Consider the following 26,308-nt stretch of genomic DNA (forward strand, 5'->3'; position numbering starts at 1 on the left):
TTCTCCAATGACTCGCATCTTAGATATTATTCAAAATAATTCTCTGAGCAGTCGTATAGGAAATTACAAGATGTCCCCTCTCCATGCTTTCATTCAAGGCTTACCGAAAATCGAGTTGCACGTCCACATTGAGGGCACTCTCGAACCAGAATTAATGTTTAGCTTAGCTCAGCGCAATCAAATTCAACTTCCTTATCCGTCAGTGGAAGAGTTACGTCAGGCTTACCAGTTTGGCAACTTACAAGATTTTTTAGACCTTTATTATCAAGGCATGAGCGTGCTACAAACTGAGCAAGATTTCTATGATTTGACTTGGGCTTATCTGCAACGCATTGCCGATCAAAATGTTGTCCATACTGAAATTTTTTTCGATCCCCAAGGTCATACCAGTCGTGGTGTTTCGTTTGCAACCTTGATCAATGGGATTACTGCAGCGCTAAAAGATGCGCAAACTCAATTCGGAATCACGTCCAAGCTGATCCTTTGTTTCCTCCGTCATCTCAGTGAAGAAGATGCTTTCCAAACTCTGGAAGCAGCCTTACCCTACCAGGATCAAATAATCGGTGTGGGTTTAGATAGCTCGGAATTGGGTCATCCCCCCTCAAAATTTAAACGGGTGTTTGCAAAAGCTCATGCTGAGGGATTTCTAGCAGTAGCCCATGCCGGTGAAGAAGGACCCCCAGCTTATGTGTGGGAGGCACTGGATCAATTAAAAGTCCACCGGATTGATCATGGCAATCGTGCCTTGGAAGATGAGAGGTTAGTCAAGCGCCTTGTGGAAGAAAAAGTGGTGCTAACGGTTTGCCCACTGAGTAACCTGAAACTTTGCAGTGTGAAAGATTTGCGCGATCATCCCCTGAAAACAATGCTAGATTTAGGTCTAAAAGCAACGGTCAACTCTGATGATCCGGCGTATTTTGGTGGCTATATGACTGAAAATTATCAAGCCATTACCGAAGCACTCAATTTACAGCAAGACGACATCAAGCAATTAGCAGAAAATAGTATTGATGGGAGTTTTCTCTCTTCGATTGAAAAAGCTACCTTGAAAACACAGCTTAATGAATATATTATTCAAAAAAGCTATTGACAGCCACGCGATGTGCTTCGGACAGTCGCAAAGCGACATCGCGCATTCCTAGGTAAAATATTAATCGCGCTATCATAACAGTGTTTCTCATCGCGATAAAGCCTCATGTATCAAACCGATCCGCCTTTACCGCCCAAAGAGACCCTTCCCACCATGTACGATCTCAAAAGTGAAGATCCAGAGGAACCGGGTTTGCCTGACGAATTTCATGATTTACAACCGCAACTGCTACGGGAAACGTTTCAACCCCCGACCTATTCCCCCGAAGAAATTTTTATTGGCACGGACCTCAATCTTTACTACGATGTCCGTCATCCCCAATGGTATAAACGTCCTGACTGGTTTGCAGTGGTGGGTGTATCTCGTCTTTATGAACAGCAAGATTTACGCTTGAGTTATGTGATCTGGCAAGAAGGGGTCAGTCCGCTGGTGGCGGTGGAGTTGCTTTCTCCTGGTACGGAAAAAGAAGATTTAGGGCAAACCTTGCGAGATGTTACTCAACCACCCACTAAATGGGAAGTATATGAGCAGATTTTGCGGATTCCCTATTATGTGGTGTTTGATCGCTACACGGATCGATTGCGGGCATTTACTTTACAAGGAGAACGATATCAGGAGTTAGATTTAGAAAGGGGGCAACTTTGGATTCCCAGTTTAGAACTAGGGTTAGGATTATGGTCGGGAAGCTATGATGGGATTAATCGCCAGTGGTTGCGTTGGTTGGATGAGCAAGGAAACTGGATTCCTACCATAGTGGAACAGCGGGAACAAGAACGGCAGCGAGTGGAACAAGAACGACAACGAGCCGACCAAGAGAAACAAAGGGCTGATCGCTTGGCGCAAAAGCTGAGAGAATTAGGCATTGATCCCGATACGCTTTCCTCACAAGAGGTCTAACGTTGACAATGCTCATCCAGATTGCCAATAAAACTAACTGTAGTAGTTAGACGACTCCTTACCAACATGTCCCTTTGAGAAATAGCAAAATATTTTGAATAACTATAGGTTTGTGTAGACAGAGGGAACGAGAACAATAGCGCTTCTCGTTATTTGATGCGAAATTTACAGCTATCTCTTGCCATGACACTTATCCTAAAATCGATGATTGTCAACTCGAATCGAGAGCTTCAGGTTTATGTCTACTGGTCAGGATTGGATGGTTACAGAAACTGGGCAGTGCCAACTCTGCCCCACCCCTCGAGAATGGGATTTGCTGGAAACGCCTTACTATTTCCATCGCTTTTTAACCGAGATCGACGATCTGCTGAAGCAAGCAACGACAGAGGATCAATGTGATTGCCTTCCTCAACTCCGCCAACTGGTGCGAAAACTTGTCCTCAATTCCTATTGGCTGCAAACTCAGCGACCCAAGCCTTCCGCCATGACCAATACAGCTACCCTTAACCTTTACGATGAAATCGGGTATCCGCTCACTGTTCAAATCGAGACTTATCAACTGGGAACCCAATCATCAATTCATAATCATGGTACTTGGGGGATTGTCACGATTTTGCAAGGGCAGGAAAAAAATATGTTGTGGCAACGAGCACCTCAGCCCCAGTTTCCTGACAAGATCATGCCAGTGGGAGAAAAAATCCTAGGTGTCGGAGATGTGATTAGCTTTACCCCAGAGGCGATCCATTGTGTGCAGGCAATTGGGGAACAGGAGTTGGTCACGTTCAATCTCTATGGGGAAACTAATCGTAGACACAGATTTGAATTTGACCCAACCACTCACCGAGCGAAGCCTTACTAAATCGGTTGAAGACCCTATGGCTGCGAGTAACCCCTTTTTTCAATTACCTTATGAATCAGCTTTAGAATCCTTGGGGGATGCGTTTTATGATCGCGTTCAACCTGCTACCTTCCCTCAACCCATTCTTCGGTTCCGTAATGACGAGCTGCTGATTCAACTTGGCTTAGATCCAAAACAGGTGACAGATGCCCACTTTCTTGAAGCTTTCGGTGAGTTCCAAGCTTCTCCCCACCCCTGTGTTGGACTAGCCTTGCGCTATCACGGCCATCAATTTGGTCAATATAATCCCTACTTGGGGGATGGACGAGGCTTCCTCTACGGTCAAGTGCGGACTCCAACCGGGCAATTGCTGGATTTTGGCACCAAGGGCTCAGGTCAAACCCCCCATTCGCAAGGGCGAGATGGACGGATGTCTTTGCTGGGGGGAGTGCGAGAAGTTTTGGCAGCGGAAGCTCTCCATCGTCTAGGAATCTCTACCTCCCGGGTACTTTGTTTGATCGAAACGGGAGAGGTCATTACTCGCGAGGATGAATCAGCCCCAACCCGATGTGCAATCATGGTTCGCCTTAGTCACTCCCACATTCGCTTTGGCACATTTGAGCGCTTGGAGTATTATGATCGTCGGGATTGCGTGCGCCAACTTCTCGATTATGTAGTGCAGCATTACTACAGTCATCTCTGGAAACAACCTGATCAAGATCGACATTTCTATGCGGCCTTGGTGCAACGAACAGCCCAACTGGTGGCGCAGTGGATGGCGGCAGGCTTCTGTCATGGGGTCTTGAACACGGACAATATGTCGATCACTGGGGAGGGCTTTGACTATGGTCCCTATGCCTTTATTGGAACTTACCTTCCCTACTTTACCCCTGCCTCCTTTGATCGTTGGGGGCGGTACAGTTATCGCAATCAGCCGAGAATGTGTCGCTGGAACTTGGCAATGCTGCAACGTCCCTTAGCCTTGGTGATACCGCAGAGTGAGCTAGAGGCCATCTTGGAATCATTTACGGCGGAGTATGAACGAGCCTACCAGCAAGCGATGCTCGGTAAATTGGGCTTTGATTATTTGCCTGAAGCCGATGCCGAAATGTTACTTCGCGTTACTGTAGAGTTCTTATTTAGGAGTCAAATGGGCTATCATCAATTTTTTCTAGAACTGCGACGCCAATTTTCTTCCCAGTGGCGAGAGAATCCAGCGACTATCTTTGCTGATTGCAGTTTTCTCAATTCTAAGGAACAGGCGATCGCGCTCAACCCCTGGCGAAGGTTGTACTATCGCTTACTACAAGAACAACCCGAGACGGAGATGCCTGCCATTGCTGAACGGTTGACTGCTCATAATCCCAAGCAGGTGCCTTTACAGTCGACGATCAAGGAAGTTTGGGCAGGGATTGTCCAAGGGGATGATTGGCATCCCTTTAACAAACTTCTGGCTCGGTTGAAACGTGATGGCTAATGCGGGTTGAACGAACCTTTCGACACTGGTTAAGCTAAGTGTTGGTGAACGGTATCAACAAGATAATGACTCCAATGCTGAGCCACTTCTAAATGCGCTGCTTCCACCATGACACGAATCACAGGTTCAGTTCCAGACGCTCGCACCAGAACTCGCCCTTGATCGCCCATTGCTTGCTCGGCTTGTGTAATCGCGCTCTGCAAAGGATCACAATCTTGCCAAGCACCCCGTTTTTCCACATCCTCGACCCGCACATTGTTCAATAACTGGGGATAGGTTTCAAAACTCTGATCTCGCATTTCACTTAAAGATAAGCCCAAATGACGGGTCAAACAAGCTAAATGGAGAGCTGTTTGTACCCCATCCCCACTGCAGCTGTAGTGATGGCAAATCACATGACCAGACTGTTCTCCTCCCAACATTGCCCCGGTTTCCCACATCTGGGCTTGCACATGCTGATCGCCCACTGGGGTGCGGATGAGGCAACCACCTAGTTCTTCCCACGCCCGTTCAAAGCCTAAGTTAGCCATAACGGTTGCAATTAAGAGATCATTGGGGAGTTGCGATTGACTTTGGAGAAGTTGACCCCAAAAGTAGAGAATATAGTCGCCATCCACGATCCGTCCTTGACGATCGACGGCTAAAACGCGATCGGCGTCGCCATCAAAGGCAAAGCCCATGTCAGCTTCAGTTTCGCAAACGGTTTGTTGCAAGATACGGAGATTGGTGGAGCCACAATCGACATTAATGCGGTTGCCATCGGGCGTTTCATGAATCGAAATCACCGTTGCGCCTAAGGCTTGGAATAATGATGGTGCAACTTTTACAGAGGCTCCCCAGGCCAAATCAAGCACAATTTTGAGGCCCGCTAAAGGACGATTGCTCGGTAAAGACTGTTCTAAGGCATGGGTATATTGTTGCACAAGTCTCTGACGGGGATAATGCTGCCCCCAGTTGACATGAGGGGCAGTAAATGCTTTATTGCCGCGAACACCGGCTTCGATCGCGCTGGCTTGCGCTTTCCCTAATTTCGTTCCATTCGCCGTAAAAAACTTGATGCCATTGTCTTCTGGGGGATTATGGCTGGCTGAAATCATGATCCCGCCGATGGCATCGGTATGGGCAGTGAGATAAGCCACACAGGGGGTTGGACACAACCCTAGATTCCAGACTTCTAATCCGGCAGCGGTTAACCCTGCGGTGAGGGACATCGCAAGCATATCACTAGAGTTACGAGAATCTTGACCAATCGCGATCGCGCCGATTCCTGATTGCTCTTTATACATTTGTCCTGCCCAAAACCCGACAGCGAGGGCAAAAGGGGCCGTTAATAAATCTCCCGCTTGTCCGCGAATGCCATCCGTGCCAAAGAGTTTACCCTTAGGAAGCGGGGGTAAATTCAAAAAAGAATTAGCAGCCACTGCAACAACCATTTGACTCACTCCTCACACAAAATAAAATAATTTACTTTGGAGGATAGCATGATCCAGCACTTCTCTAAAGCCCCTGTGCAGTTAACCGTTGTTCCATGACTTCCCAACTCACGCCTCGTTCAATATATTGCGGCTGATCAGGGGAATAAGGACTTTGTGCGCGGTCAATACTGAGAATTTTGGCTTGTTCTGATAAAACCGGAACATCTGGGTCATAAGCGGTGGCACCGGTTAAAGAACTGGAAAAGCCCTTAAAAATCAAAATCTGGTCAGTTTCTCCTTCGGTTTCTACAGCCAGCAGTAATACCTCTTCGGGATGTTTCAACGTATATTGTTCTAAGCGTTTTTCTGGCGTACTCATCAATCCTCCTGCATGGCAGTCCGTCCTTCTTTCGCTAAACGAACAATAACAAAGTAAGCGAGAGAAGCGACATAAAGCACTAAACCCATCATCCCCAATATACCGAGAAAACTAGCTGTGGAATTGGGATGAAACCACTCTTTGTAAAGTTGGGGGGCTTCCAACCACACTTGGCAATAGGGCTGTTGTTGAAATTCTTCAGAGAAGGCACAAGCGAAAAAGGGCAGATTCGCGATCGCGCCCAAAGCCGAATAAACCGTTACCGCCCAGCGCCAAGCCGTAAACACAAATTTCAAGGGACGTTGCGGTTGATCAATTAAATCCTCGTTAATATCGGCCCAAAACCAGAGGGAAACAGGAATTAACACGCGAGCCAACAATCCCGAGAGATAGCCAAACGCCCATCCCGGAATCATCAAATAAACCGTAATCATTAATAGGCTAGACACCCGCCAATAAATCACTAGTAAACGTTGCATCGTCTGCGCTTTCTGGATAAATGCCCACAACAATAAAATGAGAGGGATCAGGACTGTAAATAAAACCGCCAGTCGATAGTCTATCCAGACCAAAGGGCGATACCAAACGTCCGCTTCCATAATTGACCTCTACTTACCAACAACATCCGTTATCTTACCAACTGCTGGGTCACGGAAGATTATGTTCTGGTCAGGATGATCAACAGAAGTTTCTACGCTTGGATTTGCGAGAGGGGAGGTTAATCCGGTATGGTTGCCGTGTTGAGTCTAACGGGAAATAACCATGAGCCAAGAATCGGGTGTTAAAACAGACGAGAAAAAACAGCATTTTGACGATATTTACATGGAATCGAGTCCCGTTCCTTTCAAAGAACGGATTATCGATGCTTTAGACTATATTTCTGACAATAATAACCGGCAAACCTTTGATCGCTTGATTCTACCGTGGTGCCAAACCCAGGGGGGAAAAGGGATTCCTTATGTTGATCTCTGTTGCTGTTTTGGCAATACCACCCTCGCGATCGCGCACGATATGACAGTGGAGGAAATTCGGGAAAACTGGAAAGATGAGCAAAGTGCGCAACACCCCCTTAAACCCCGTCGCCTAAACTTACAAACCACTGGCATTGATATTTCGGAAAATGCCCTTAACTACACGCAAAAGGCAGGCATCTTTGATCAAATCATTCAAGCCGATCTCAACCAGCCCCCTGCAGAAAAGAAACGCCAAGTTCTGCAAACCATGGAAAATGCCGATATCTTGGTTTCAACGGCCGCTTTAGTCTATTTAGAAGAAAGCGCGATCCGAGATCTAATTGCTGCGTTTGCCAAAGCCCCTCGTGACGGGTATTGCCTAGTTAACTTCCTCAATCCCTTTGGTTTAGAGAAAGCTGATGCCACAAAGCGTATTCTCCTAGAACATCTCAATTTTGTCGGCAGTACCGCAACTCGCCACCGCCGACTCTCCTCTTTAGAACAAGAAAACTATCCCGGTGAAGAATGGTCACTGTTAGAAATTTGGGTTCTCAAGCGCAATTAATGGCTTGTTAACCGTTTCGGGGCGAACCATTAATGGATCGACCCCAATCAACTCACTGCATCAAACTTGATTATGACGTTGAACCGGGAAAAGAGGGGAATAAACACCTATACTGAAAAGAAATTTTTGGAGCGACAATAAGAAAAAATTGTCAGCGCCGGTATCGGTTTGAGGAGGAAAAATCATGAAGCTACGTGAGTTACTCGGAACGGTTCCCCAGCTTTCCCAAGCGTCTTACTCTCCGAATTTAGAGCAAGAAGTGAAAGCGATTGTGACCAATTCCCATCAATGCCAAGGGGGAGAGTTATTTATTGGCTTACCGGGAACGCGAGTGGATGGGGGCGACTTTTGGCGCAGTGCCCTGGCCAGTGGCGCGATCGCTGCCATTATTTCCCCAGATGCAGCCAAGCGTTATCCGCCAGCAGCAGACTTTCCGGTTTTTTCCATCGACAAAATCAATGATGTTTATGCGCAATTAGCCGCTGCTTTTTACAACTATCCGTCTCAAAAGTTGAAGCTGGTTGGCGTCACCGGAACCAATGGCAAAACCACCACTACTCATCTCATTGAGTTTTTCCTCTCCGCAGCCCAGCATCCAACTGCCCTTCTGGGAACCCTCTATGCGCGATGGCAAGGCTATAACCAAGTGGCAACCCACACCACTCCTTTTCCAGCGGAATTACAAGCACAATTAGCAGAGGCGCTTGCTGCCGGCAATGAATATGCAGTTTTAGAAGTCAGTTCCCATGCTTTAGCCCAAGGGCGCGTCAAAGGTTGTGAGTTTCAAGTTTCAGTGTTTACCAATTTAACTCAAGATCACCTGGATTTTCATGAAACCATGGAAAACTATTTCCAAGCCAAAGCCCTCCTCTTTCGACCCGACTATTTAAAGGATCGCGCCATTATTAACCAAGATGACCCCTATGGACAACGCTTAATTGAAGAACTTGCCCCAGAAAAGGTCTGGTCTTATAGCCGCGAAAATACCAATGCGGATCTCTATCCAGAAAACCTGGTTTACGAAGCCAGTGGCGTGAAAGGGACTTTAAAGACACCGCAAGGGGAGATTCCCTTCCGTTCTCCGTTAGTTGGAGAATTCAATCTTTCTAATTTATTGGCAGCGGTGGGTGCAGCACTACACCTGGGGGTGGAATTGGAAACAATTGCCCAGGCGTTACCTCAGTTTAAGGGCGTTCCGGGACGCATGGAACGGGTGGCAATCGATCCCAATCCAGAAATTAGTGTGATTGTCGATTATGCCCACACTCCAGATAGTCTCGAGAACTTATTACGGGCGGCGCGTCCTTTTATTCCCAAGCGGATGATTTGTGTCTTTGGCTGTGGGGGAGACCGCGATCGGACAAAACGCCCAATCATGGGAAAAGTGGCAAGTGACTTAGCGGATATTCCTGTGGTCACCTCTGATAACCCTCGTACCGAAAACCCCCAGCAGATTATTGATGATATTCTGGATGGTATGGACAATGTTGAAACAATTGTCGAGCGCGATCGCGCGGTTGCTATTGCCAAAGCCATTCAAATGGCAGAACCCGGGGATGGTGTCTTAATTGCCGGCAAAGGTCATGAAGACTATCAAATTCTAGGGACAGAAAAAGTTCATTTTGATGATCGAGAAGAAGCCCGAAAAGCCCTAATGCAGAGAGGAAGTAGCATCGGTTAACCTGAATTTCCCTGAGTCAGAGATTACGCCTCCTGTTTAAGGAGGCACCTGTGCCGTAAGCACTTAATCTGAATCGAGGAACTTGCACTGGAGGAGTTAGAATTTTTTATTAAAGAAATGTTGAATTTTGATCTGAAATAAAAATCTCCAAAAATACCATGCAAGTTGATATTTCAAATGTAATTTCAGGTTATGCACAAGGGCTTTTTTTAATGGCAGATGAAAGTGGAGAAATTGGTTGGTATGCCAGTCGTTCCCATGCCATTATTCCTTTAAATGAAAAGTTTTGTTATCCCAAATCGCTGCAACGATTTATTAACCAAAATCGGTTTGAAGTTGCAATTAATCGTGATTTTGCGGGTGTTTGTAATGGCTGTGCTGAGCGGGAAACAACTTGGATTTCATCTGACTTAAAGTCAGTTTATTGGCAACTTTATCAAGCCGGGTTTGCCTTTAGTTTTGAAACTTGGCAAGGCGACGACTTAGCAGGTGGTGTTTTAGGAATTGCGATTGGTGGGGCATTTATTGGGGAATCCATGTTTTATCAGATTTCGGAAGGGTCAAAAGTTGCCTTAGTGAAGTTAGTCGAATATTTACGAGCTAGAGGTTTTGTCCTCTTTGATGCGCAAATGCAAAATCCTCATTTAGCTCGCTTCGGGGCGTATGAAGTGACGGAAAAAGAGTATAAGAAAATGTTAGAGCAAGCGATTCAAAAGCCTTGTCAGTTTCTTTAGAGGGGAAAAACAAGCGCCATCATGCCGGCAATCAATGCCCCAATCAATGTATTAATAATATTAACCACTTCATTCGTTAAAAGATCAAACTTTTCCTGCAGAGTTGCCCCAATTAAACTTTCTAAATTGGTCGCAATAAAGGCAGCAATAATACAATATAAAATCCCTAGGGCAGAGGTTAAACCGACACTCCAACCGACACCGGCAATCACAGCAGAAGCCAATAGTCCTGCCAGGGTTCCTTCTAAACTGACTGCCCCCTCTGTACCAGGAGTAACCGGCTTTAAACTCGTAATTAAAAAGGTCCGTTTCCCGTAGGCTTTTCCCACTTCACTGGCTGTGGTATCGGATAATTTCGTGCTAAAACTGGCCACATATGCGAGTAACAAAATCGGTGTCGGGATTATGCTCAAATCAGGACTTTGATTGAGGGCAATACCGAGGGCACAGACGGTCGCTACTAACGCGGATCCCCAGACATTTTCCGGACCCCTCGCCCCAGAACGCTTTTCCGCAATACCGGCTGCTTCTTTTTGCGCTAACCCAATGCGAGTGACTGCTGAACCCACTAAAAAGTAAAACATTACCACCGTGTAACCTTGCCAGCCTAAGATTCCCCAAATGAGAACTCCCAATAACCAAGCATTGGCTAATCCAGCTGGGGTTAATAATTTTTTCGGAGCGATAATTGCAATTAATAATAAGATAGTGTTGAGAGCGACTGCGACAAGCCAAGGAACCAAAACTGAAGGGAAGTTGCTCATTGCTCATTTTGAGATTAAATTTGCCACAATGGTACGCGATCGCGCGACTCGTTAGCAACAGGAGAAAGCTATGAAAACGCCCATTTTTCATCTCGCAATTCCCGTTAAAGATATTACCGTAGCCAAAACGTTTTATGTCGATGGCTTAGGCTGTGAAGTGGGAAGAGAAACAGATCGCGCTGCCATTCTCAACTTCTACGGACATCAACTGGTTACCCACACCACAACTGAAGAATTAACCCCCCAAAAAGGAATTTATCCCCGACATTTTGGCATGATTTTTCCCAGTGAAGAGGATTGGGAAGCAGTCTGGAAACGAGCAACTGCTCAGGATTTAACCTTCTATCAATCAGCAAAGCATCGCTTTCCGGGGGAACTTACTGAACATCGAACCTTCTTTTTACAAGATCCCTTTTATAACCTGCTGGAGTTCAAATACTATCGTTATGCCGAAGCCATTTTCGGTGGGCGCAATTTAACTGCAGTGGGAGAAAGAAATTAAAGACCTTGTTAGACCAAAAGGAGAAACGCTTTGAACCCTCTCACCTGCGCCAGTATTTACCTTAGCTTAACCGTCAGCGCTGTGCTGCCAATATTTGTGGCCCCGACGATAACCCAGTCAGTGCAAGCGCAAACGACAGAAACAATTCTTTATGTTGATGCCAATACGGGCAACGATGAAACCGCAAGCGGCACTCGCGACAGTCCCTACCAAACCTTAACGCAAGCAATTGCAGCCGCCCCTGCCAATGCCGTGATTCAATTAGCCAATGGCACCTATAGCGAAGACACCGGAGAAACCTTCCCCATTGTGGTAAAAAAGCCCTTAGAAATTCGTGGGCATCCCAGTAGTCAAGGGTATCAGGTAAAAATTCAGGGGGGAGGGGAATTTTATAGTCCCACTGGGGCGGGGCAAAGTGTTGCCATTGCCCTGTTAGAAGATAGTACCCTCACCGGCGTCAGCGTCACCAATCAGCGCGATCGCGGAATTGGAGTTTGGATTGAAGGAGCCAGTCCAACGTTGATCAAAAATACCTTTGAACGGAATGATAACACTGGAGTAGCCGTCAATGGCAAAGGGGCAGCTGTTATCCAAGATAACTATTTCTACAGTAATTCTGGCAATGGCATGGTGATTTACGGACAAAGTCAACCCACAGTTGAAAATAATACCTTTGAACGCACCGGGTTTGGCATTAGCATTACCCAAGAGGCAAGCCCCGAGTTAATCGGTAATGAAATTAAGCATAATCGCATTGGTGTCATGGTAGAAGGGAACGCCCAACCGATTCTTCGAGAGAACCTAATTGCCCTCTCCACAGAAGATGGACTCGTCGCCATCACCAATTCACGCCCCAACCTCGGTACATCCGATGCGCCCGGTGGCAATATTTTTCGCAGTAACCGCGGGCAAGCAATTAAAAACTTAACCAAAACTTACACGATTCCTGCCAGTGGGAATCAAATTGCGGGAGAGACGACCGGTCAAATCGATCTCAGCGCAACCGTTGCTGAAACTGCCCCCATTCCCCGTGATCCATTACCCCTTGCCGAAACGCCGAACCAGGATCCCTCGACCAACGAATCCAACGCTGCTGAAAGGGCTCCCATTCCCCTCAATCGTAATTTATCACCTCTCCCTGCAACCTCTAATCAAGGTACCGCTACTAACGAATCCGACTCTGATTCCTCCTCTGGAGAATTGGTCTGGACGGCACCGAATTATGTTCCCCCCGCTAATTCGGAATCTAATACCCCACTCCCCCCACTCAATCGCTCATTATCATCATCTCCTTCCGAGTCTCAACGGGCACTTCCTCCTAGCCAACCCCTCTCCTTAGACCCTCCCCCTCCAGAATCAGTTCCTAGTCATAACACTAGTAACGCAAATAATACAACGACTAATGCGAGTTCTAACCGTTCTAGCGGTAGAAGTCTCGAAGAACTCTTAGTTTTAGAACCCAATGCTTCGCCGCCCAATTCCTCCCCTCGCCGTAATGCCAATTCCTTACCTGTTCCCAGTGGGAATATCCCTACTGGACAGCCGTTTCGTCCGGGTGCGTCACCGGAAGAGCGAGTCACGGCTGTCGGGGGACAGTATCGCGTGATTGTAGAAATTACTCAAGCCAGTGATCAACGTCGTGTTCAAGAGATTGTTCCTCAAGCCTTTGCAAGCCGTTATCAAGGACGACCAGTTATGCAAGTGGGCATTTTCCGCACCACAGCCAATGCTGAAGAAATTCGTCAAAAGTTACGACAAGCGGGGTTACAAGTCCAAGTTATCGCAGTGAGTAACGATCAATGACAAAATCAGGGCAAGAGAGGAAAATAGGAAGATAAATAATAAATTTGGTGTGAAGGCGGTTTTTTGAATCTCTTTCACCACTTAAAGAAGCGTAAATCAATCAAGGTAAACAGAACCGTGAAATTAATTACGATTATCGGCTCAACGGGTTCAATTGGGACGCAAACCTTAGAAATTGCCGCGCAATATCCTGAAGAATTTAAGATTGTTGGACTGGCAGCTGGAAATAATATCGAATTATTAGCCAGACAAGTGGAACAGTTTCGTCCCCAAATTGTTGCTACCTGCTATGAGGAAAAATTGCCGGAATTACAAGCAGCGTTAGCGGGCTTAGATTACGAACCGATTCTCCTGGCTGGGGAAGAGGGCGTGGTGGAAGTGGCTCAATATGGTGATGCCGAAAGTGTGGTCACGGGGATTGTCGGCTGTGCTGGTTTATTGCCCACTCTCGCAGCAATCAAGGCCGGAAAGAATATTGCTTTGGCCAATAAAGAAACCTTGATTGCCGGGGCACCAGTGGTTTTACCTTTAGTAGAAAAACATGGGGTGAAGTTACTTCCTGCTGACTCCGAACATTCTGCGATTTTTCAATGCTTACAAGGCGTACCGGAAGATGGATTACGACGGATTTTATTAACGGCGTCTGGTGGGGCATTTCGTGACTTACCGGTAGAACAGTTGCCAACGGTTAAAGTTGCTGATGCCTTGAAACATCCCAACTGGTCGATGGGTCAGAAAATTACCATTGATTCGGCAACTTTAATGAATAAAGGCTTAGAAGTGATTGAAGCGCATTATCTCTTTGGAGTCGATTATGACCAAATTGACATCGTGATTCATCCTCAGAGTATTATTCATTCCCTGATTGAGTTACAAGATACATCTGTTCTCGCACAGTTGGGGTGGGCAGATATGCGTTTACCCTTACTTTATGCCCTTTCCTATCCGGATCGCCTCTATACCGATTGGGAACCCTTAGATTTAGTGAAAGCGGGAAGCTTGACCTTTAAAGACCCGGATCATGATAAATATCCATGTATGCAACTGGCTTATCATGCTGGCAAAGCTGGTGGGTTAATGCCGGCTGTTTTAAATGCGGCAAATGAGCAAGCAGTGAGTCTATTTTTAGAAGAAAAAATCGGCTTTTTGGATATTCCGCGTCTCATTGAACAGGTCTGCGATCGCGCTGCTAACTATAATACCCAAACTCCAAGCCTTGAAGATATCCTAACAGTCAATCAACAAGCCAGACAAGATGTTCTCTCTGCCGCCCAATCCTTAAAGACGGTAACTGCGTGACCTATCCTCCTTTTTCCGGCTGGTCACTAGATGAACGTGACCCGAAAACCATTCAAACTTGGCTCGCTGGGTTTCAGTGGTTTTATGACCATTATTTTCAAGCAGAAACAGAGGGGTGGGAACATATCCCAGCTTCAGGGGGCGCACTACTGGTGGGTTCCCATAACGGCGGACTGGCTGCTCCTGATACGATGATTACCATCTATGATTGGTTTCAGCATTTTAGCACCGAACGACCCGCCTATGGACTGATGCATTCTCATATGTGGAAAGCGTACCGCCCCATCGCCCAAATTGCCAGTCGCATGGGTGCGATACAGGCCAATCCGCGCCTGGCGATTCCCGCTTTACGCAGAGAGGCTTGTGTTTTAGTGTATCCAGGTGGCGGAAAGGATGTCTTTCGTCCGTATTGGGAACGCGATCAGATTAAATTTTTTGATCAGCAAGGCTTTATCAAATTAGCATTGCAAGAGAAGGTTCCGATTGTTCCTGTGGTGTCTTGGGGCGCTCATGAAACGTTATTCGTTTTAGCGGATATTTATGAACCGATGAAAGCCTTTCTGGAGACGTTTGACCTCCCTTGGCTATTTAACCTTGATCCAGAAGTATTTCCCATTTATTTGGGCTTGCCGTGGGGGGTGGCATTTGGTCCCTTGATCAATATCCCCCTTCCCGCCAAAATTCGGGTGCGCCTTTGTCCACCCATTGTCTTTGAGCGTTATGGACGAGACGCCGCCAAAGACTTGGACTATGTTCAGCAGTGCTATGACACTGTGGTGGAACAGATGCAAAGGCAGCTCAATCAGTTAATTGCCGAATCTAGTTGAATAACCGGGGGGAGATGACTCACTGGGGCAGGCTTCATTTCCCCTCGACTGTCAAGGATGAAGACCAAAATGAGATAAACGACTGCAATCAGAATTGAAAATGCTCCCGTCGCGATCGCGACAATCTTTCCTTTCGTCATGAAAATTACAAGAGGCAGGACATTTGATAATCTAGCATACGGGATGTGGAAAGCTCTCGTTGTCTGGAACGATGTGGTCAGACGGCTAACTTGTTGAGTGTCATTCAGTTTACGATCACTTTACCCTTTTATTAGCTCCGGTTTTTGCCAGATGATTTGCCCATAATATTCTGTTTTCTTAAACTTTCAATTCGCTTCTTGTGAATCATCAGAAAAACTAATTTGATTCGATTCATATTCAGGGGGTTCAATATGAATCAGAATTCGCGCCGGGCTAAAATATTCTTCTAATTTTTGTTCTACCGCTTCAGTAATGTCATGCGCCGCTTCCACATCATCACTATCCACAATCATGTGCATTTCAATAAACACTTGTCGCCCCACCACGCCTCGAGACGCAATATTGTGACAATTAATGACACCTGGGACTTGCATGACAATCCGATAAATCACTTCTGGAGGGATGGCAATTTCATCCACTAACCACGGTAAATTCTCTCGTAAAACTTTCCAGCCACTCTTGAGGACTAAAAGGGCAACCGGAAACGCAAGAATGACATCTAACCATTGCAATTGCGAGATCTCCCAGATTTGAGCTTGCCACATTCCCACCAAGCCCAAAATAACAACCAGGGTAATCCAAACATCGCCCATTGTATGGTAAGAATCCGCTACCAAAATCGGACTATCTAACTGGAGTCCAATCCGACGTTCGTAAAAGGCAACAAAGATATTAATCCCTAAGACAATAATTAACAACCATAGTTCCCAACTACTCAACTCAATGACAGCAGCCCCTTCAATCAGACGCTCGATGATGCGCTGGAGAATTTCAAAGCAAGTGATACCTAAAAAGGCAGCAACGCCCAATGCCCCCAATGCTTCATATTTTTGGTGTCCGTAAGGATGTTCGCGATCGGGCTGAGGAGACGCAAACTGATTACTCACTAAGCCCAAAACATTATTCGCACTATCCGTAAAACTATGCAAGGCATCCGCTTGAATACTTAACGAACCGGTAAAAAAACCCACCACGACCTTGAGTCCCATGACCAACAGATTGAGGATGAGGGTAAGAATGAGGACTCGGCGGACTTGGGGGCGATTATCGTTCGTCGTCATGGGGATACCAAATTTCCGAAACTTGATCCGCGATCGCGCTGGCTTCGGCGATGCTCTCTCCTAAAACCGTAACATGACCCAGCTTCCGTCCAGGACGAGCTTGAGTTTTCCCATACCAGTAAACATGAGTATTCGGGAGAACCTCGAGTTGCTTCCGCTTTTCTAAATATTGTTCAGTTGCGGATTCATACCCCAATAAATTCACCATTACGGCTGCTGCTGCCTTCATTTGCGGTGGCGTCAGCATTTCACCGGTAACCGCTTTCAAGTGCATCGCAAACTGAGAAACCTCGCACGCATCCAGAGTATAGTGCCCTGAGTTGTGGGTACGGGGGGCAATTTCATTGACGAGAATGTGATGATCTTCGGTGAGAAAGAACTCAATGCCAAAAATGCCAATCCAATCGAGTGCCGAAAGGAGGGTTTGCGCGATCGCGCTAATTTCTGCTTCTAATGTTTCAGAAATCCGTGCCGGTGCAATCACCCGCTGACACACTTGATGATGCTGATAGGTTTCCACAATTGGATACACCACTGTTTCCCCATTTACCCCGCGCGCTGCCATGACCGCCAACTCACACTCAAAGGGAATAAAATTTTCTAGGAGAACTTGCTCACCTTTTAACTGTTCCCATACCTGATCCAAAGACCATTCATCATCAATAATAAACGTTCCCTGTCCATCGTAGCCATGACGTCGGACCTTGGCCACAACGGGTAATTCATCAACCGGAAAATCGGTTTCTCCTGCAATCACATTCTTAAATGCAGGAACCGGTAAGCCTAATTCCTGCAAATAACAGCGTTGTTCATACTTATCCAACAACGGCGCCAGAGAAGACAAACTGGGACGAAATAATACCTGATCCCGCAAGCGACTCAATCCTGCTTGATCAATAAACTCATTTTCAAACGTGATCACATCACAATTCTGAGCCAATTTTTCGGTTGCCTCTAAATCAGATAAGGGGGCAATAATACTTTCCTCTGCTACCGCCACCGCCGGATCATCCGGATTTACTGCTTGTACCCACAGAGAGACGCCTAGTTTTTGCGCCGCTTGTCCCATCATCCAGGCAAGTTGTCCGCCGCCAATTACACCGACACGTTGACTCATAAACACCCCAACGAATCACGAGTAGCAACACCGGTTTCCTCATTCACTCCGCTTGCCATTTCGCAAAGCTGATCGATTTGTTGACTATCAAGAACCGCATTGGTAAAGTCAGCACCGGCAATATCAGCATTTTCAAAAATGGCTCGGCTGAGAATGGCATCTTCTAAGATGGTCTGACTCAGATTCGCATTGGTAAAATCAACCCCATTGAGGACCGTAAACGTTAAATTAGCCCCGTGTAAGTTGGCATCTTTCATCACCGATGCGGTAAAAATCGAACCTCGTAAGTCCGCTTCAGTCAAATTGGCTGCACTTAAATTGGCATCAGACACCTCTCGCAGCTGCAAGGTTTCCCCAGATAAATCTTCCCCTGAGAGATCGGCACTAATCAAAGATTCCCGTTGAAAGCGAGTAGAGGTTTGGGCTTCCGCATTGAACGGTAAGACCAAAACAATGCACACCAGTAATAAACAAATCACTTGCATAACTTTATTGATCATTTTTTAATAAACTAATTCGATTCGGAATTCATTATTAATTGTTCATCTTTCAGGGTGGCTTGTCCATCCTCATTTTTCACTAACGCCGATTCATCCACTAACAAATCGAACCAAAACGTCGTTCCGACCCCTAACTCACTCACTAAGCGCACCATACTATGATGTTTCTCCACAATATTGCGGACAATGGATAGACCTAACCCGGTTCCCTCTAAGGTATGGACCTGATTTTCCACGCGGAAAAAGCGGTCAAAGATTGCTTCTTGGTCTTCGTTATCAATGCCAATTCCAGTATCAGCAACTTCCACTCGGACTTGCGGACTGGGTTGATAGGGATGATCCTCTGGATCAAGTAAATAAGCACGAATCATCACTTTTCCGCCCGGTTTGCTGAATTTCAAGGCATTTCCCACCAAATTGGCAAAGACTTGTAACAGCAAATCATAATTGCCCATCACCGGCGGGAGATCCGGTTGTACCTCTTGCAAAAGTTCAATTTCTTTATCTCTTGCGTTGAGATGATAACTCCGCAACGTTTGTTCAATGGGCTGATTTAAGTCCACCGCACCCATTTGATAGACTTTTGAAGATTCTAGACGAGATAAATCAAGAACATCATTAACTAAGCGGGTGAGTCGATCCGTTTCACTATTTGTAGTTTGCAAAAACTCTTTCCGTTCTTCTTGTGTCAGTTCTTCTCCATATTCAGAGAGCGTTTCAATAAACGACTTAATGTTGAATAATGGCGTTCTCAGTTCGTGGGAAACGTTGCTGATAAATTGACTTTTGGCTTTGTTTAACTCGACTTCCCGGGTGATGTCTTGCACGGTAATGGCAAGCCCCTTAATCGTCTCGCGATATTGGTCTAAAACGCGAGTCAGCATAATCCGTACCGTTCGTTCATGAGGGGTAGTGAGGGTAATCCGAAATTCTCCCCCTTCTTTATAGGAGTCTTCAACCGGATCGTTCTCTTCTCCATCTTCTCCATCATTTCCTTCTGCTGAGGCTTTAGCAATGACTTCTTGTAAGGGACCGCTAATTTCCATATTGACTTCGTGGGGAAGATGATGTAGTACATTTTCTCCTGTCATTTCTCGTCCTTCCCAGCCAAAAATCCGTTCGGCGGTGGGGTTGACTAACATCACGTGCAGATTTGTATCAATGAGAACTGCACCATCAGCAATGGTAGAAACTAGTGTTTCTAGTTTCGCTTTCTCTGCTGTCAGTTCTTCAATATTTTGTTCTTCATACCGGGCTAACCGTTCTGCCATGTAGTTGAAGCTAGAAATCAGTTCCCCTAACTCTCCGCCTAAAGGGAGTTCGATCCGTTGCTTGAAGTTCCCGGCAGCAATATTTCTCACCCCTACTAATAGTTCTTTAATAGGCTTAGTAATGGTCAATGCATTAAACACCGCACCTAAAATGACCATCGCCCAAATGGAGATAAAAACTGCAATTGTCACATCCCGCGTTAAGTTCGAGGAAGCAACCACGGTTGGGTTGGGGTTAATTCCCACCGCGAGAACGCCTAAATACTCATTCTCGTAGCTGAGAGGAACAAAAACATCCGTCACTTCCCCATTCGGTGTGGGATGTTGACGCACTAACGGTTGTTCCGAATCAGGAGAATAACTATCGGGGAGTTGGATGCGCCGTTGGATGGTTAGGGTATTATCTCCTTCCGCTTCTGAGAAGGGAATGCCAAACCGAATTTTCCCATCCGGTTCGGCGTAGAGAATGTAACGGACACTAGAAGTGCTACTATAAAACCGGCCTGAAAAAAGAGCCACCTCAGTCAGGTCATCTTCAGCAACCAGGGGCGCAATATTGGCAGCGAGAAGCAGTCCTAAATCCCGACCGAAACGAGTATCGTTCATCCGTGCATCTTGTTGAATGGTGTTGACCGCCCAAAACGTTAAGCCGCTCATCACTAGAGAAACCACGAGCGTTCCCACAGCCATTAAACGAGTTTGCAGCGTGAATTCTGACCACCAACGGGCAAGAATTTCTCTGATTGTATTCAATGCGCCAACACCTTTATTTCGCGATCGCGACAAGATTGTCCCTTTTATTTTGGCATATTTTTGTCAGTTGTTCGGTTTAGTCAGACTGTGCTTAACTGAGCTTAAGGTCATGGCGAAACCAAAATCAAAGTGGAATTGAGCAAGCTAGGATAATAAGGCTGTGTTGTAAATGAAACGGACATGATCGAACGTTATACTTTGCCCGCAATGGGGGACCTCTGGACAACCGAAGCAAAGTTAAAAACTTGGTTGCAGGTCGAGTTAGCGGTATGTGAAGCCCAAGCCGAATTAGGTTATATTCCAGAGACTGCCTTAACAGAAATTAAAGCCAAAGCTGATTTTGATCCGCAACGGGTACTCGAAATTGAAAAGGAAGTTCGTCATGATGTGATTGCCTTTTTAACCAATGTTAATGAATATGTGGGGGAGACTGGGCGCTATATTCATTTAGGTTTGACCAGTTCCGATGTCTTGGATACCGGGATTGCGTTGCAGTTGGTGGCGAGTCTGAACTTGATTCTCGAAGAAATAGAAGCCCTCGCCCAAGCAATTCGCTATCAAGCACAGCAACATCGTTATACGGTAATGGTCGGACGATCTCACGGAATTCATGCTGAACCGATCACGTTTGGTTTTAAACTCGCAGGCTGGTTAGCAGAAATCTTCCGGCATCGCGATCGCGCGATTCATCTCCGGAATGAAATTGGGGTCGGTAAAATTTCGGGTGCCGTGGGAACCTATGCCAACCTTGATCCAAGAGTGGAAGCCCTGGCTTGTGAAAAGTTAGGGTTACAGCCGGATACCGCTTCGACACAAGTGATCTCGCGCGATCGGCACGCCCAGTTCTTGCAACAACTCGCTGTCTTAACGGCTTCTCTGGAACGCTTTGCTGTTGAAATCCGTAACTTACAACGCACCGACGTTTTAGAAGTGGAAGAATATTTTGCCAAAGGGCAAAAAGGATCATCGGCAATGCCTCACAAACGTAACCCGATTCGTTCAGAACGTCTAACTGGATTAGCCCGAGTCGTGCGCGGAAATGCCATGACCGCCTTAGAAAATGTCGCCCTATGGCACGAACGAGATATTTCCCACAGTTCGGCAGAGCGCGTCATTTTCCCCGATAGCTGCATTTTAACCCACTTCATGCTCCATGAAACCACTGATCTAGTCAAAAATCTCTTGGTCTATCCCGAAAATATGCAGCGGAATATGAACGTTTACGGTGGAGTCATTTTCAGTCAACGCGTGTTACTCACCTTAGTCGAAAAAGGCATGACGCGGGAAGATGCTTATCAAGTCGTTCAAGAGTGTGCCCATCAAGCCTGGAATCAAAGTGACGGCAACTTCTATCAATTAATTTCTCAAAACCCAACAGTTCAGAGAACTCTATCTAAAAGTGAGATTGAAGCTTGTTTCGATCCGCAACATCATCTCCAAAATTTAGATGACATTTATCAGCGCTTAGGCATTTAATGCTGAGAGGGCGAACAGCGGTTCGCCTATGCAGTTATTAGCCCCTACATCAAATAAGAAACGAGCCAAATTTTTGTTTGGAGAAGGAATTGAGGCATTTTCTTTGAATTCAAATTTCTGGAGAGTAAGGTCAAAAATTGTTTATGGAACAAGTCTTTCATGATCTAAATCTAACGATGTATGAATTTATACCATTTATCAAAAGTCACTGGAAACATAGCCCCAGTTTGTAGAAAGGTCTGACTTAGGATCTCTCTAACCACTTTTGAGAATTGGTATTAGATCACCTAAAAAGTTTCTGCAAAAACGACGAGCTTGCCAGCGCGATCGCTGCTTCTGTTATCCACCACCTTGAACTTTAAACCAATTTTGAAAAGCGCGATTATTTTAGGGGAAAGAAAGCGCGATCCGTTATTACATTAAGCAAGTTTCAGCGCGATCAATAATTCAATTTTTGATAAAATATAAACAGCTAAATCTAATAGAAAATAAAAGATCATTGATCAAATTTAAGAGAGGTATCAAACAATGGGAATGCCCTGTGAAGTCAACAGTATTCTAAAATTAAAGCCCTCCCAAGGCTACCCTGCAAAATTAGAAATGGGTAAACGATATCAAGCTGTTAAAGAAGATTACAGAATTATTCCTGTAGATGTTCCCATTCTATTAGTCGATGAAAATTGGCTGGCTCATGCAGATATTAAAATTTGTAAGCTGATTTGGGAAAATGGAGTAACTACCGTAGAATTTGAAATTGATCGAATTTATCAAACGCCATTCTTGACAAAAGAGTAGCAATATGTTTAAAACTAAATGGCTATGCTTGACCAAAGCAATTAGCTATGAATTTGATTATTTAGCGCGAAAATTCCAATTAATTCAGGCTTTAATATTTTTTGTATTTCTGATTGTCCTAGTGATTATTTCTTTAGGCGATACCCAATCATTTTTCATTGGCGAGGATAGTCCAATCCCCGATGAGTGGATATTACTGAAAGATAAAAATATTGCTACATTTATATCAATTACTGTCATTATAAGTTCCTATGTTCTACCGTGGCTATCTAGCTTTTTAGCAAGTCGAGAAGAGGCGAAAGAAATTTCTGTAGCAGTTCAAGAAAATGTTATTCCAGCCGTTAATATCGAACTAATTAAATTAAGAGATGAGATTGTAGGGAAGTTTAACTTAGATGGAACGGTACGAATCTCTGTCTTTATTCCTGTTCGTCAAGGATTTTTACAATGGGCTTTTAGGATAGTTTGCTATACTTATGAGATTCGTCCTAAAGAACTAAAAGCACGGCTAGACCTTAATGAAGGAGTCATTGGTTATACCTTTCTTAGAAACCAAAAACATTGCATAGAATTTATTGATGTTTCTCCTAATGCTCGTTTACCTGCAAGCTACAAACCCCTATCAGGAGAAAATTCAACCCTAATTAATCGGGATATACAAGCTGTACTGGTCGCTGCGATGTTCGAGGAAGGATCAGTTGCAGGATTGTTAGCAATTGATACCTATGAAATTGACAACATCCCAAAAATGGAGGATAATTTGCTGCATGATACAGCATTAGACTGGGTCATAGAAAGAAGCAACGTAATTAGGTTGATCTGGAGAGTAAGTAATGACATCTGAATTGTTGTCACGCATTCCCAAGCACAGAAGAGTCCTCAAAGAAGTTATTGAGGATGGGAGTGCTAAAACATTTGTCTATGAAAGTTTAGAAGAGGAAACCAAATCAGCTTCTAATCGCTTAGTCCGTTGGTTGAAAGCAAGACGCAGGAGACATAAGCCTCGGGACAAAAGAAAATTTAGCCTCTACCGTAGAAGACGCTGACTATTTAGCAAAAGGTGTTCTTTCTGGCTTAGAAACTCGTTATCACGACATTTCCTTTGCTTGCTTTTGGAATCAACGCTTCTCTCCCTTCGATATTTCAGATTTACAAGTCGCACCCATTCTCAAAAAATACCAAGAACCCGCTCAAGCAAAGGTTAACTATTTAATTATTGTTAAATCCATTATTTCCGGGGCTTGTGTTGTCAAAACCAATTTAACCAATCTCATTCAAAAAATTGAACCTGAACAGATTTTTGTCGTCGCCCCTGTTATCTATGAAGGTACGGAAGAAAAACTCAAAGCCGAGTTTGAAGAAGACATCTATCGAGGTGCGCTTTCCAATGGGTTGGAAACCGACCCTTGGATCGCACCTCAATTTCACTTCTTTTACTTCGCCCGTGATGATAAGCGTAAAAAATCAGGTGAAGTGATTCCTGGAATCGGCGTTATGGTTTATAAGCGATTAGGATTTGAGGGACAAGCAGAGAAGAATAAATATGTTCCAGAACTTGTCAAAACTCGAAGACAAAAAATGCTAGCTCGTTAATTGGGATTAAGGAATTAAGAAGCGCGATCAAGATTGACTATTAAAATCTTAATCCTTTATGCTAACTGGAACGAGAAACAAAGAAAATAGCTGCTAAAACAATTAAACCGAGTAAGGCGAGGGGAACGAGAAAATTAATCGGTTCAATCATTTCATTTCCTGCTGATCGTTGCGTCTATCTAAAATTTTAAGCCTTAACCCTTTGGGAATCTGGGAGTGAAGTACGCCATTTTTATATATACCGCAGCCTAACTCGTAGTTATCGTAGCGTACATGAACAAAACCCGGTTCTACGGACGTATTGACAAGTTGGGATTCTCCCAGGAAAAAGCGTTGCACTGCACTGAAATGATGTAGCAAGATAACATTGCGCTTAATCTGAGATCCAAAGCGTTGCAAGGCAGAAGTGGTAGGTTTATTGCTGATTCTCATTAAAGGAATGCCAAGCGTTTGTACATGAACTTCTGATGTAGGTTGACAAGTGGAATCCGCAAGCCAGATTTTATCTTTCCCTTTCATCCATAGCTGAAACGGAGAAAAAATCTCTGGATCAATCCCAAATCTTTCACAAAACCATGGGAGATACCGAGGATTTTGAACAAGTTGAGGTTGAAACTCAATAGGGAATTGATTCGTTATTCCTGTGGTTTCTAAATGATTATCACTGCGCCGAATCCGAGCGACGAAAAATCCTCCAGTATTATTAAAATGAGGAAAGTAGCGTTGGGCTTGTACTAAATCTTTACGAAACGTTTGTCCTTGCCATTGTTGTAATCCGGGCATTCCTTTTAATTGCCGAATCGTAGCGGATTCAAGAACACCGCGATCGCGCAATACGGCATCAATCACTGCTTCGTTTTCTTCCGGGGCAAAGGTACAGGTACTATAAACAACAATCCCGCCCCGTTTCACCAATTGTAGGGCACGATGCAATAATTGCCGTTGCGTGGCAGCAATTTTTTGACTGTACTGGAAATTGTAGGGGTTACGAGTAACCTTTCCTTTTCGCAGTGTTCCCTCTCCAGAACAAGGCACATCGACTAGTACCCGATCAAAGGAATGATTTTGTAACGGAATCGTCTTCCCATCATAATTGGTCATCACGACATTCGAGACTCCCATTCGATCTAACATCGCCCGTAATTGAGAGAGACGAGAGATTTGGGCTTCATTGGCGACCACCGTTCCGGTTCCCTGTAATCGTGTTGCAATTTGCACGGTTTTTCCGCCAGGGGCTGCACATAAATCTAAAATGCGTTCTCCCGGTTGTGGATCAAGCATTGTCACCGCACTTAAGGCAATTTCTTCTTGCAAGTTATACCAACCTGTGGCAAAGGGAAGCGTTAAGCCTGGTTTTTGCCAATTATGCACACGGAAAGCGTTGGGATACCAGGACAAGGGTTCAAAGGAAAGATTCTGAGATTCTAGAAATTGTTTTACTGCTTCTGGTGAGGTTTTGAGGGGATTCACCCGAATGCAAGTCGGTAGAGGTTGCGCGATCGCGCTTTGAAAGGCTTCTGGATCATTAATTAAAGATTGATATCGTTCCAATAAAGATTCTTTAATCACAATTACAATTTAAACTAACTTGAGAACGTCTTGATCCTCGACTAGCACGCGCTGAGTGTTCCTACTACACTAATACACTGAGGCGGAAATAAAGCTACTATTAAAAGCAGAAGTTGAATCAGAAATCAATATAGAACCGAACTTTTTAGCTATAATCAAAAAGCGATGTATTACAGGTGAACTTGGACGTGATGAACGACCATATGGAACCTATCCTTATTGACTCCACAGATGAGCAGGCAGTAAAAGATTTGGTGGTATCTCTCATTCGGACTGAGTCTACAGAGTACACCGTCCTGAATGAGCGCCGAGAGGACATTACTCACGAGATTAAAAAGCTCGTATCACTTAAGACTAGAATGATCGAAGGCCAGTAGCCTGAGAACTGTCTATTCTCTTGCTTCACCCCCAAGCTGTCTCCTTTAACACAACAGAAATCGTCTGCTGTGTAGCAACTCTCTGCGATTGACGATTTTGGTTTCCCTAGAAATGCAAGCAGCGCGAGTAAGGTCTGCAGGAGGTCGGGTTTCGTTGCCTCAAGCCGACGGTCATAGAATTTTTATAATCCGAGCCAAAAGTTAGTGTTTTTAGTGATTGTTTGCTTAACTTTTCTCATTCGCCCAATTCCTTTTACAGCCGAATGGGTGTAAGCGATTGCTATTAATAAAACTAAACAAGTCAGGCGTTCAATACTTGCCTGTGAACCAGGGTAAGCGCAAGAAAAAAGAAGCGGTAATATGCTAAAGGA

Annotated in this window: 25 protein-coding genes; 16 read left to right on the forward strand and 9 right to left on the reverse strand. The window is 45.1% G+C overall.

Features of this window, described 5'->3' with window-relative positions; translation table 11 throughout:
• The first annotated feature begins 70 nt into the window (after positions 1 to 70).
• The 4 genes from GVY04_07825 (at position 71) to GVY04_07840 (ending at position 4,302) form a co-directional block, all read left to right on the forward strand.
• Positions 71 to 1,090, forward strand: a complete 1,020-nt coding sequence (locus GVY04_07825) for an adenosine deaminase (GenBank protein ID NBD16044.1) — start codon at positions 71 to 73, stop codon at positions 1,088 to 1,090.
• Positions 1,091 to 1,195: 105 nt separating this feature from the next.
• The gene (locus GVY04_07830) at positions 1,196 to 1,987 is read left to right on the forward strand and encodes a hypothetical protein (GenBank protein NBD16045.1); all 792 of its coding nucleotides are present in this window, start codon (positions 1,196 to 1,198) and stop codon (positions 1,985 to 1,987) included.
• 238 nt (positions 1,988 to 2,225) lie between these two features.
• Positions 2,226 to 2,846 (forward strand): cupin, encoded by a 621-nt coding sequence (locus GVY04_07835; protein ID NBD16046.1) that lies wholly within the window; start codon positions 2,226 to 2,228, stop codon positions 2,844 to 2,846.
• Between the two features lie 16 nt (positions 2,847 to 2,862).
• Positions 2,863 to 4,302, forward strand: coding sequence for a YdiU family protein (locus GVY04_07840; GenBank protein ID NBD16047.1), 1,440 nt, complete (start codon positions 2,863 to 2,865; stop codon positions 4,300 to 4,302).
• Between the two features lie 29 nt (positions 4,303 to 4,331).
• Here GVY04_07840 and GVY04_07845 read toward each other — a convergent pair whose 3' ends face one another.
• From GVY04_07845 to GVY04_07855, 3 genes are all read right to left on the reverse strand, one after another.
• Positions 4,332 to 5,735: a phosphoglucosamine mutase gene (locus GVY04_07845; protein NBD16048.1), complete on the reverse strand. Its 1,404-nt coding sequence runs from the start codon at positions 5,733 to 5,735 to the stop codon at positions 4,332 to 4,334.
• Positions 5,736 to 5,799: 64 nt separating this feature from the next.
• A complete protein-coding gene (locus GVY04_07850; GenBank protein ID NBD16049.1) occupies positions 5,800 to 6,096 on the reverse strand; it encodes a hypothetical protein in 297 nt (98 codons plus the stop codon).
• Complete coding sequence (locus GVY04_07855) at positions 6,096 to 6,695, reverse strand: DUF3177 family protein (protein ID NBD16050.1); 600 nt, start codon at positions 6,693 to 6,695, stop codon at positions 6,096 to 6,098. Before GVY04_07855 ends, GVY04_07850 begins: the two co-directional genes overlap by 1 nt.
• A 163-nt stretch (positions 6,696 to 6,858) precedes the next feature.
• Between GVY04_07855 and GVY04_07860 the strand changes: the two genes are divergently transcribed.
• The 3 genes from GVY04_07860 (at position 6,859) to GVY04_07870 (ending at position 10,029) form a co-directional block, all read left to right on the forward strand.
• On the forward strand, positions 6,859 to 7,614 hold the full coding sequence (locus GVY04_07860) for a class I SAM-dependent methyltransferase (GenBank protein ID NBD16051.1): 756 nt from the start codon (positions 6,859 to 6,861) through the stop codon (positions 7,612 to 7,614).
• A 184-nt stretch (positions 7,615 to 7,798) separates the two neighbouring features.
• Positions 7,799 to 9,295 carry a UDP-N-acetylmuramoyl-L-alanyl-D-glutamate--2,6-diaminopimelate ligase gene (locus tag GVY04_07865; GenBank protein NBD16052.1) on the forward strand — a complete coding sequence of 499 codons (1,497 nt, stop codon included), beginning with the start codon at positions 7,799 to 7,801 and terminating at the stop codon, positions 9,293 to 9,295.
• Between the two features lie 158 nt (positions 9,296 to 9,453).
• On the forward strand, positions 9,454 to 10,029 hold the full coding sequence (locus tag GVY04_07870; GenBank protein ID NBD16053.1) for a leucyl/phenylalanyl-tRNA--protein transferase: 576 nt from the start codon (positions 9,454 to 9,456) through the stop codon (positions 10,027 to 10,029).
• Here the strand turns inward: GVY04_07870 and GVY04_07875 are convergent.
• Positions 10,026 to 10,793, reverse strand: a complete 768-nt coding sequence (locus GVY04_07875; protein ID NBD16054.1) for a TIGR00297 family protein — start codon at positions 10,791 to 10,793, stop codon at positions 10,026 to 10,028. The two genes, GVY04_07870 and GVY04_07875, sit on opposite strands and share 4 nt — an antisense overlap.
• A 70-nt stretch (positions 10,794 to 10,863) precedes the next feature.
• Between GVY04_07875 and GVY04_07880 the strand changes: the two genes are divergently transcribed.
• From GVY04_07880 to GVY04_07895, 4 genes are all read left to right on the forward strand, one after another.
• Positions 10,864 to 11,295, forward strand: coding sequence for a glyoxalase (locus GVY04_07880; protein ID NBD16055.1), 432 nt, complete (start codon positions 10,864 to 10,866; stop codon positions 11,293 to 11,295).
• Between the two features lie 30 nt (positions 11,296 to 11,325).
• On the forward strand, positions 11,326 to 13,098 hold the full coding sequence (locus GVY04_07885; protein NBD16056.1) for a DUF1565 domain-containing protein: 1,773 nt from the start codon (positions 11,326 to 11,328) through the stop codon (positions 13,096 to 13,098).
• Positions 13,099 to 13,215: 117 nt separating this feature from the next.
• A complete protein-coding gene (locus tag GVY04_07890) occupies positions 13,216 to 14,397 on the forward strand; it encodes a 1-deoxy-D-xylulose-5-phosphate reductoisomerase (protein NBD16057.1) in 1,182 nt (393 codons plus the stop codon).
• Positions 14,394 to 15,224 (forward strand): glycerol acyltransferase, encoded by an 831-nt coding sequence (locus GVY04_07895; protein ID NBD16058.1) that lies wholly within the window; start codon positions 14,394 to 14,396, stop codon positions 15,222 to 15,224. The genes GVY04_07890 and GVY04_07895 overlap by 4 nt, the downstream gene beginning before the upstream one ends.
• 326 nt (positions 15,225 to 15,550) lie before the next feature.
• On the opposite strand, the gene GVY04_07900 is transcribed toward GVY04_07895, so the two are convergent.
• From GVY04_07900 to GVY04_07915, 4 genes are read right to left on the reverse strand one after another with little or no spacing between them, the layout of a single operon-like run.
• A complete protein-coding gene (locus GVY04_07900; GenBank protein ID NBD16059.1) occupies positions 15,551 to 16,486 on the reverse strand; it encodes a cation diffusion facilitator family transporter in 936 nt (311 codons plus the stop codon).
• Entirely contained in the window at positions 16,470 to 17,603 is a 1,134-nt protein-coding gene (locus GVY04_07905) for a 5-(carboxyamino)imidazole ribonucleotide synthase (GenBank protein NBD16060.1), read from the reverse strand. Before GVY04_07905 ends, GVY04_07900 begins: the two co-directional genes overlap by 17 nt.
• Positions 17,600 to 18,103 (reverse strand): pentapeptide repeat-containing protein, encoded by a 504-nt coding sequence (locus GVY04_07910; protein NBD16061.1) that lies wholly within the window; start codon positions 18,101 to 18,103, stop codon positions 17,600 to 17,602. The genes GVY04_07905 and GVY04_07910 overlap by 4 nt, the downstream gene beginning before the upstream one ends.
• Positions 18,104 to 18,114: 11 nt before the next feature.
• Positions 18,115 to 20,127, reverse strand: a complete 2,013-nt coding sequence (locus GVY04_07915; GenBank protein ID NBD16062.1) for a HAMP domain-containing protein — start codon at positions 20,125 to 20,127, stop codon at positions 18,115 to 18,117.
• 180 nt (positions 20,128 to 20,307) lie between these two features.
• Here GVY04_07915 and GVY04_07920 point away from each other — a divergent pair, with 180 nt between their 5' ends.
• The 5 genes from GVY04_07920 (at position 20,308) to GVY04_07940 (ending at position 23,991) form a co-directional block, all read left to right on the forward strand.
• Positions 20,308 to 21,603 carry an adenylosuccinate lyase gene (locus GVY04_07920; protein NBD16063.1) on the forward strand — a complete coding sequence of 432 codons (1,296 nt, stop codon included), beginning with the start codon at positions 20,308 to 20,310 and terminating at the stop codon, positions 21,601 to 21,603.
• A gap of 528 nt (positions 21,604 to 22,131) precedes the next feature.
• Positions 22,132 to 22,398, forward strand: a complete 267-nt coding sequence (locus GVY04_07925; GenBank protein NBD16064.1) for a DUF2584 family protein — start codon at positions 22,132 to 22,134, stop codon at positions 22,396 to 22,398.
• 4 nt (positions 22,399 to 22,402) lie between these two features.
• A complete protein-coding gene (locus tag GVY04_07930; protein NBD16065.1) occupies positions 22,403 to 23,242 on the forward strand; it encodes a hypothetical protein in 840 nt (279 codons plus the stop codon).
• A complete protein-coding gene (locus tag GVY04_07935; GenBank protein ID NBD16066.1) occupies positions 23,232 to 23,444 on the forward strand; it encodes a hypothetical protein in 213 nt (70 codons plus the stop codon). The genes GVY04_07930 and GVY04_07935 overlap by 11 nt, the downstream gene beginning before the upstream one ends.
• Positions 23,395 to 23,991: a hypothetical protein gene (locus tag GVY04_07940; protein NBD16067.1), complete on the forward strand. Its 597-nt coding sequence runs from the start codon at positions 23,395 to 23,397 to the stop codon at positions 23,989 to 23,991. The genes GVY04_07935 and GVY04_07940 overlap by 50 nt, the downstream gene beginning before the upstream one ends.
• A 147-nt stretch (positions 23,992 to 24,138) precedes the next feature.
• On the opposite strand, the gene GVY04_07945 is transcribed toward GVY04_07940, so the two are convergent.
• The gene (locus tag GVY04_07945) at positions 24,139 to 25,560 is read right to left on the reverse strand and encodes an NOL1/NOP2/sun family putative RNA methylase (GenBank protein ID NBD16068.1); all 1,422 of its coding nucleotides are present in this window, start codon (positions 25,558 to 25,560) and stop codon (positions 24,139 to 24,141) included.
• Positions 25,561 to 26,308: the final 748 nt, after the last annotated feature.

The organism is Cyanobacteria bacterium GSL.Bin1, assembly GCA_009909085.1.
GTDB lineage: Bacteria > Cyanobacteriota > Cyanobacteriia > Cyanobacteriales > Rubidibacteraceae > Halothece.

Bases quoted from the DNA above. Each gene is read 5' to 3' on its own strand.
- GVY04_07825 (NBD16044.1), top strand. From the start codon at position 71: ATGTCCCCTCTCCATGCTTTCATTCAAGGCTTACCGAAAATCGAGTTG.
- GVY04_07830 (NBD16045.1), top strand. From the start codon at position 1,196: ATGTATCAAACCGATCCGCCTTTACCGCCCAAAGAGACCCTTCCCACC.
- GVY04_07835 (NBD16046.1), top strand. From the start codon at position 2,226: ATGTCTACTGGTCAGGATTGGATGGTTACAGAAACTGGGCAGTGCCAA.
- GVY04_07840 (NBD16047.1), top strand. From the start codon at position 2,863: ATGGCTGCGAGTAACCCCTTTTTTCAATTACCTTATGAATCAGCTTTA.
- GVY04_07845 (NBD16048.1), bottom strand. From the start codon at position 5,735: ATGGTTGTTGCAGTGGCTGCTAATTCTTTTTTGAATTTACCCCCGCTT.
- GVY04_07850 (NBD16049.1), bottom strand. From the start codon at position 6,096: ATGAGTACGCCAGAAAAACGCTTAGAACAATATACGTTGAAACATCCC.
- GVY04_07855 (NBD16050.1), bottom strand. From the start codon at position 6,695: ATGGAAGCGGACGTTTGGTATCGCCCTTTGGTCTGGATAGACTATCGA.
- GVY04_07860 (NBD16051.1), top strand. From the start codon at position 6,859: ATGAGCCAAGAATCGGGTGTTAAAACAGACGAGAAAAAACAGCATTTT.
- GVY04_07865 (NBD16052.1), top strand. From the start codon at position 7,799: ATGAAGCTACGTGAGTTACTCGGAACGGTTCCCCAGCTTTCCCAAGCG.
- GVY04_07870 (NBD16053.1), top strand. From the start codon at position 9,454: ATGCAAGTTGATATTTCAAATGTAATTTCAGGTTATGCACAAGGGCTT.
- GVY04_07875 (NBD16054.1), bottom strand. From the start codon at position 10,793: ATGAGCAACTTCCCTTCAGTTTTGGTTCCTTGGCTTGTCGCAGTCGCT.
- GVY04_07880 (NBD16055.1), top strand. From the start codon at position 10,864: ATGAAAACGCCCATTTTTCATCTCGCAATTCCCGTTAAAGATATTACC.
- GVY04_07900 (NBD16059.1), bottom strand. From the start codon at position 16,486: ATGACGACGAACGATAATCGCCCCCAAGTCCGCCGAGTCCTCATTCTT.
- GVY04_07905 (NBD16060.1), bottom strand. From the start codon at position 17,603: ATGAGTCAACGTGTCGGTGTAATTGGCGGCGGACAACTTGCCTGGATG.
- GVY04_07910 (NBD16061.1), bottom strand. From the start codon at position 18,103: ATGATCAATAAAGTTATGCAAGTGATTTGTTTATTACTGGTGTGCATT.
- GVY04_07920 (NBD16063.1), top strand. From the start codon at position 20,308: ATGATCGAACGTTATACTTTGCCCGCAATGGGGGACCTCTGGACAACC.
- GVY04_07925 (NBD16064.1), top strand. From the start codon at position 22,132: ATGGGAATGCCCTGTGAAGTCAACAGTATTCTAAAATTAAAGCCCTCC.
- GVY04_07930 (NBD16065.1), top strand. From the start codon at position 22,403: ATGTTTAAAACTAAATGGCTATGCTTGACCAAAGCAATTAGCTATGAA.
- GVY04_07935 (NBD16066.1), top strand. From the start codon at position 23,232: ATGACATCTGAATTGTTGTCACGCATTCCCAAGCACAGAAGAGTCCTC.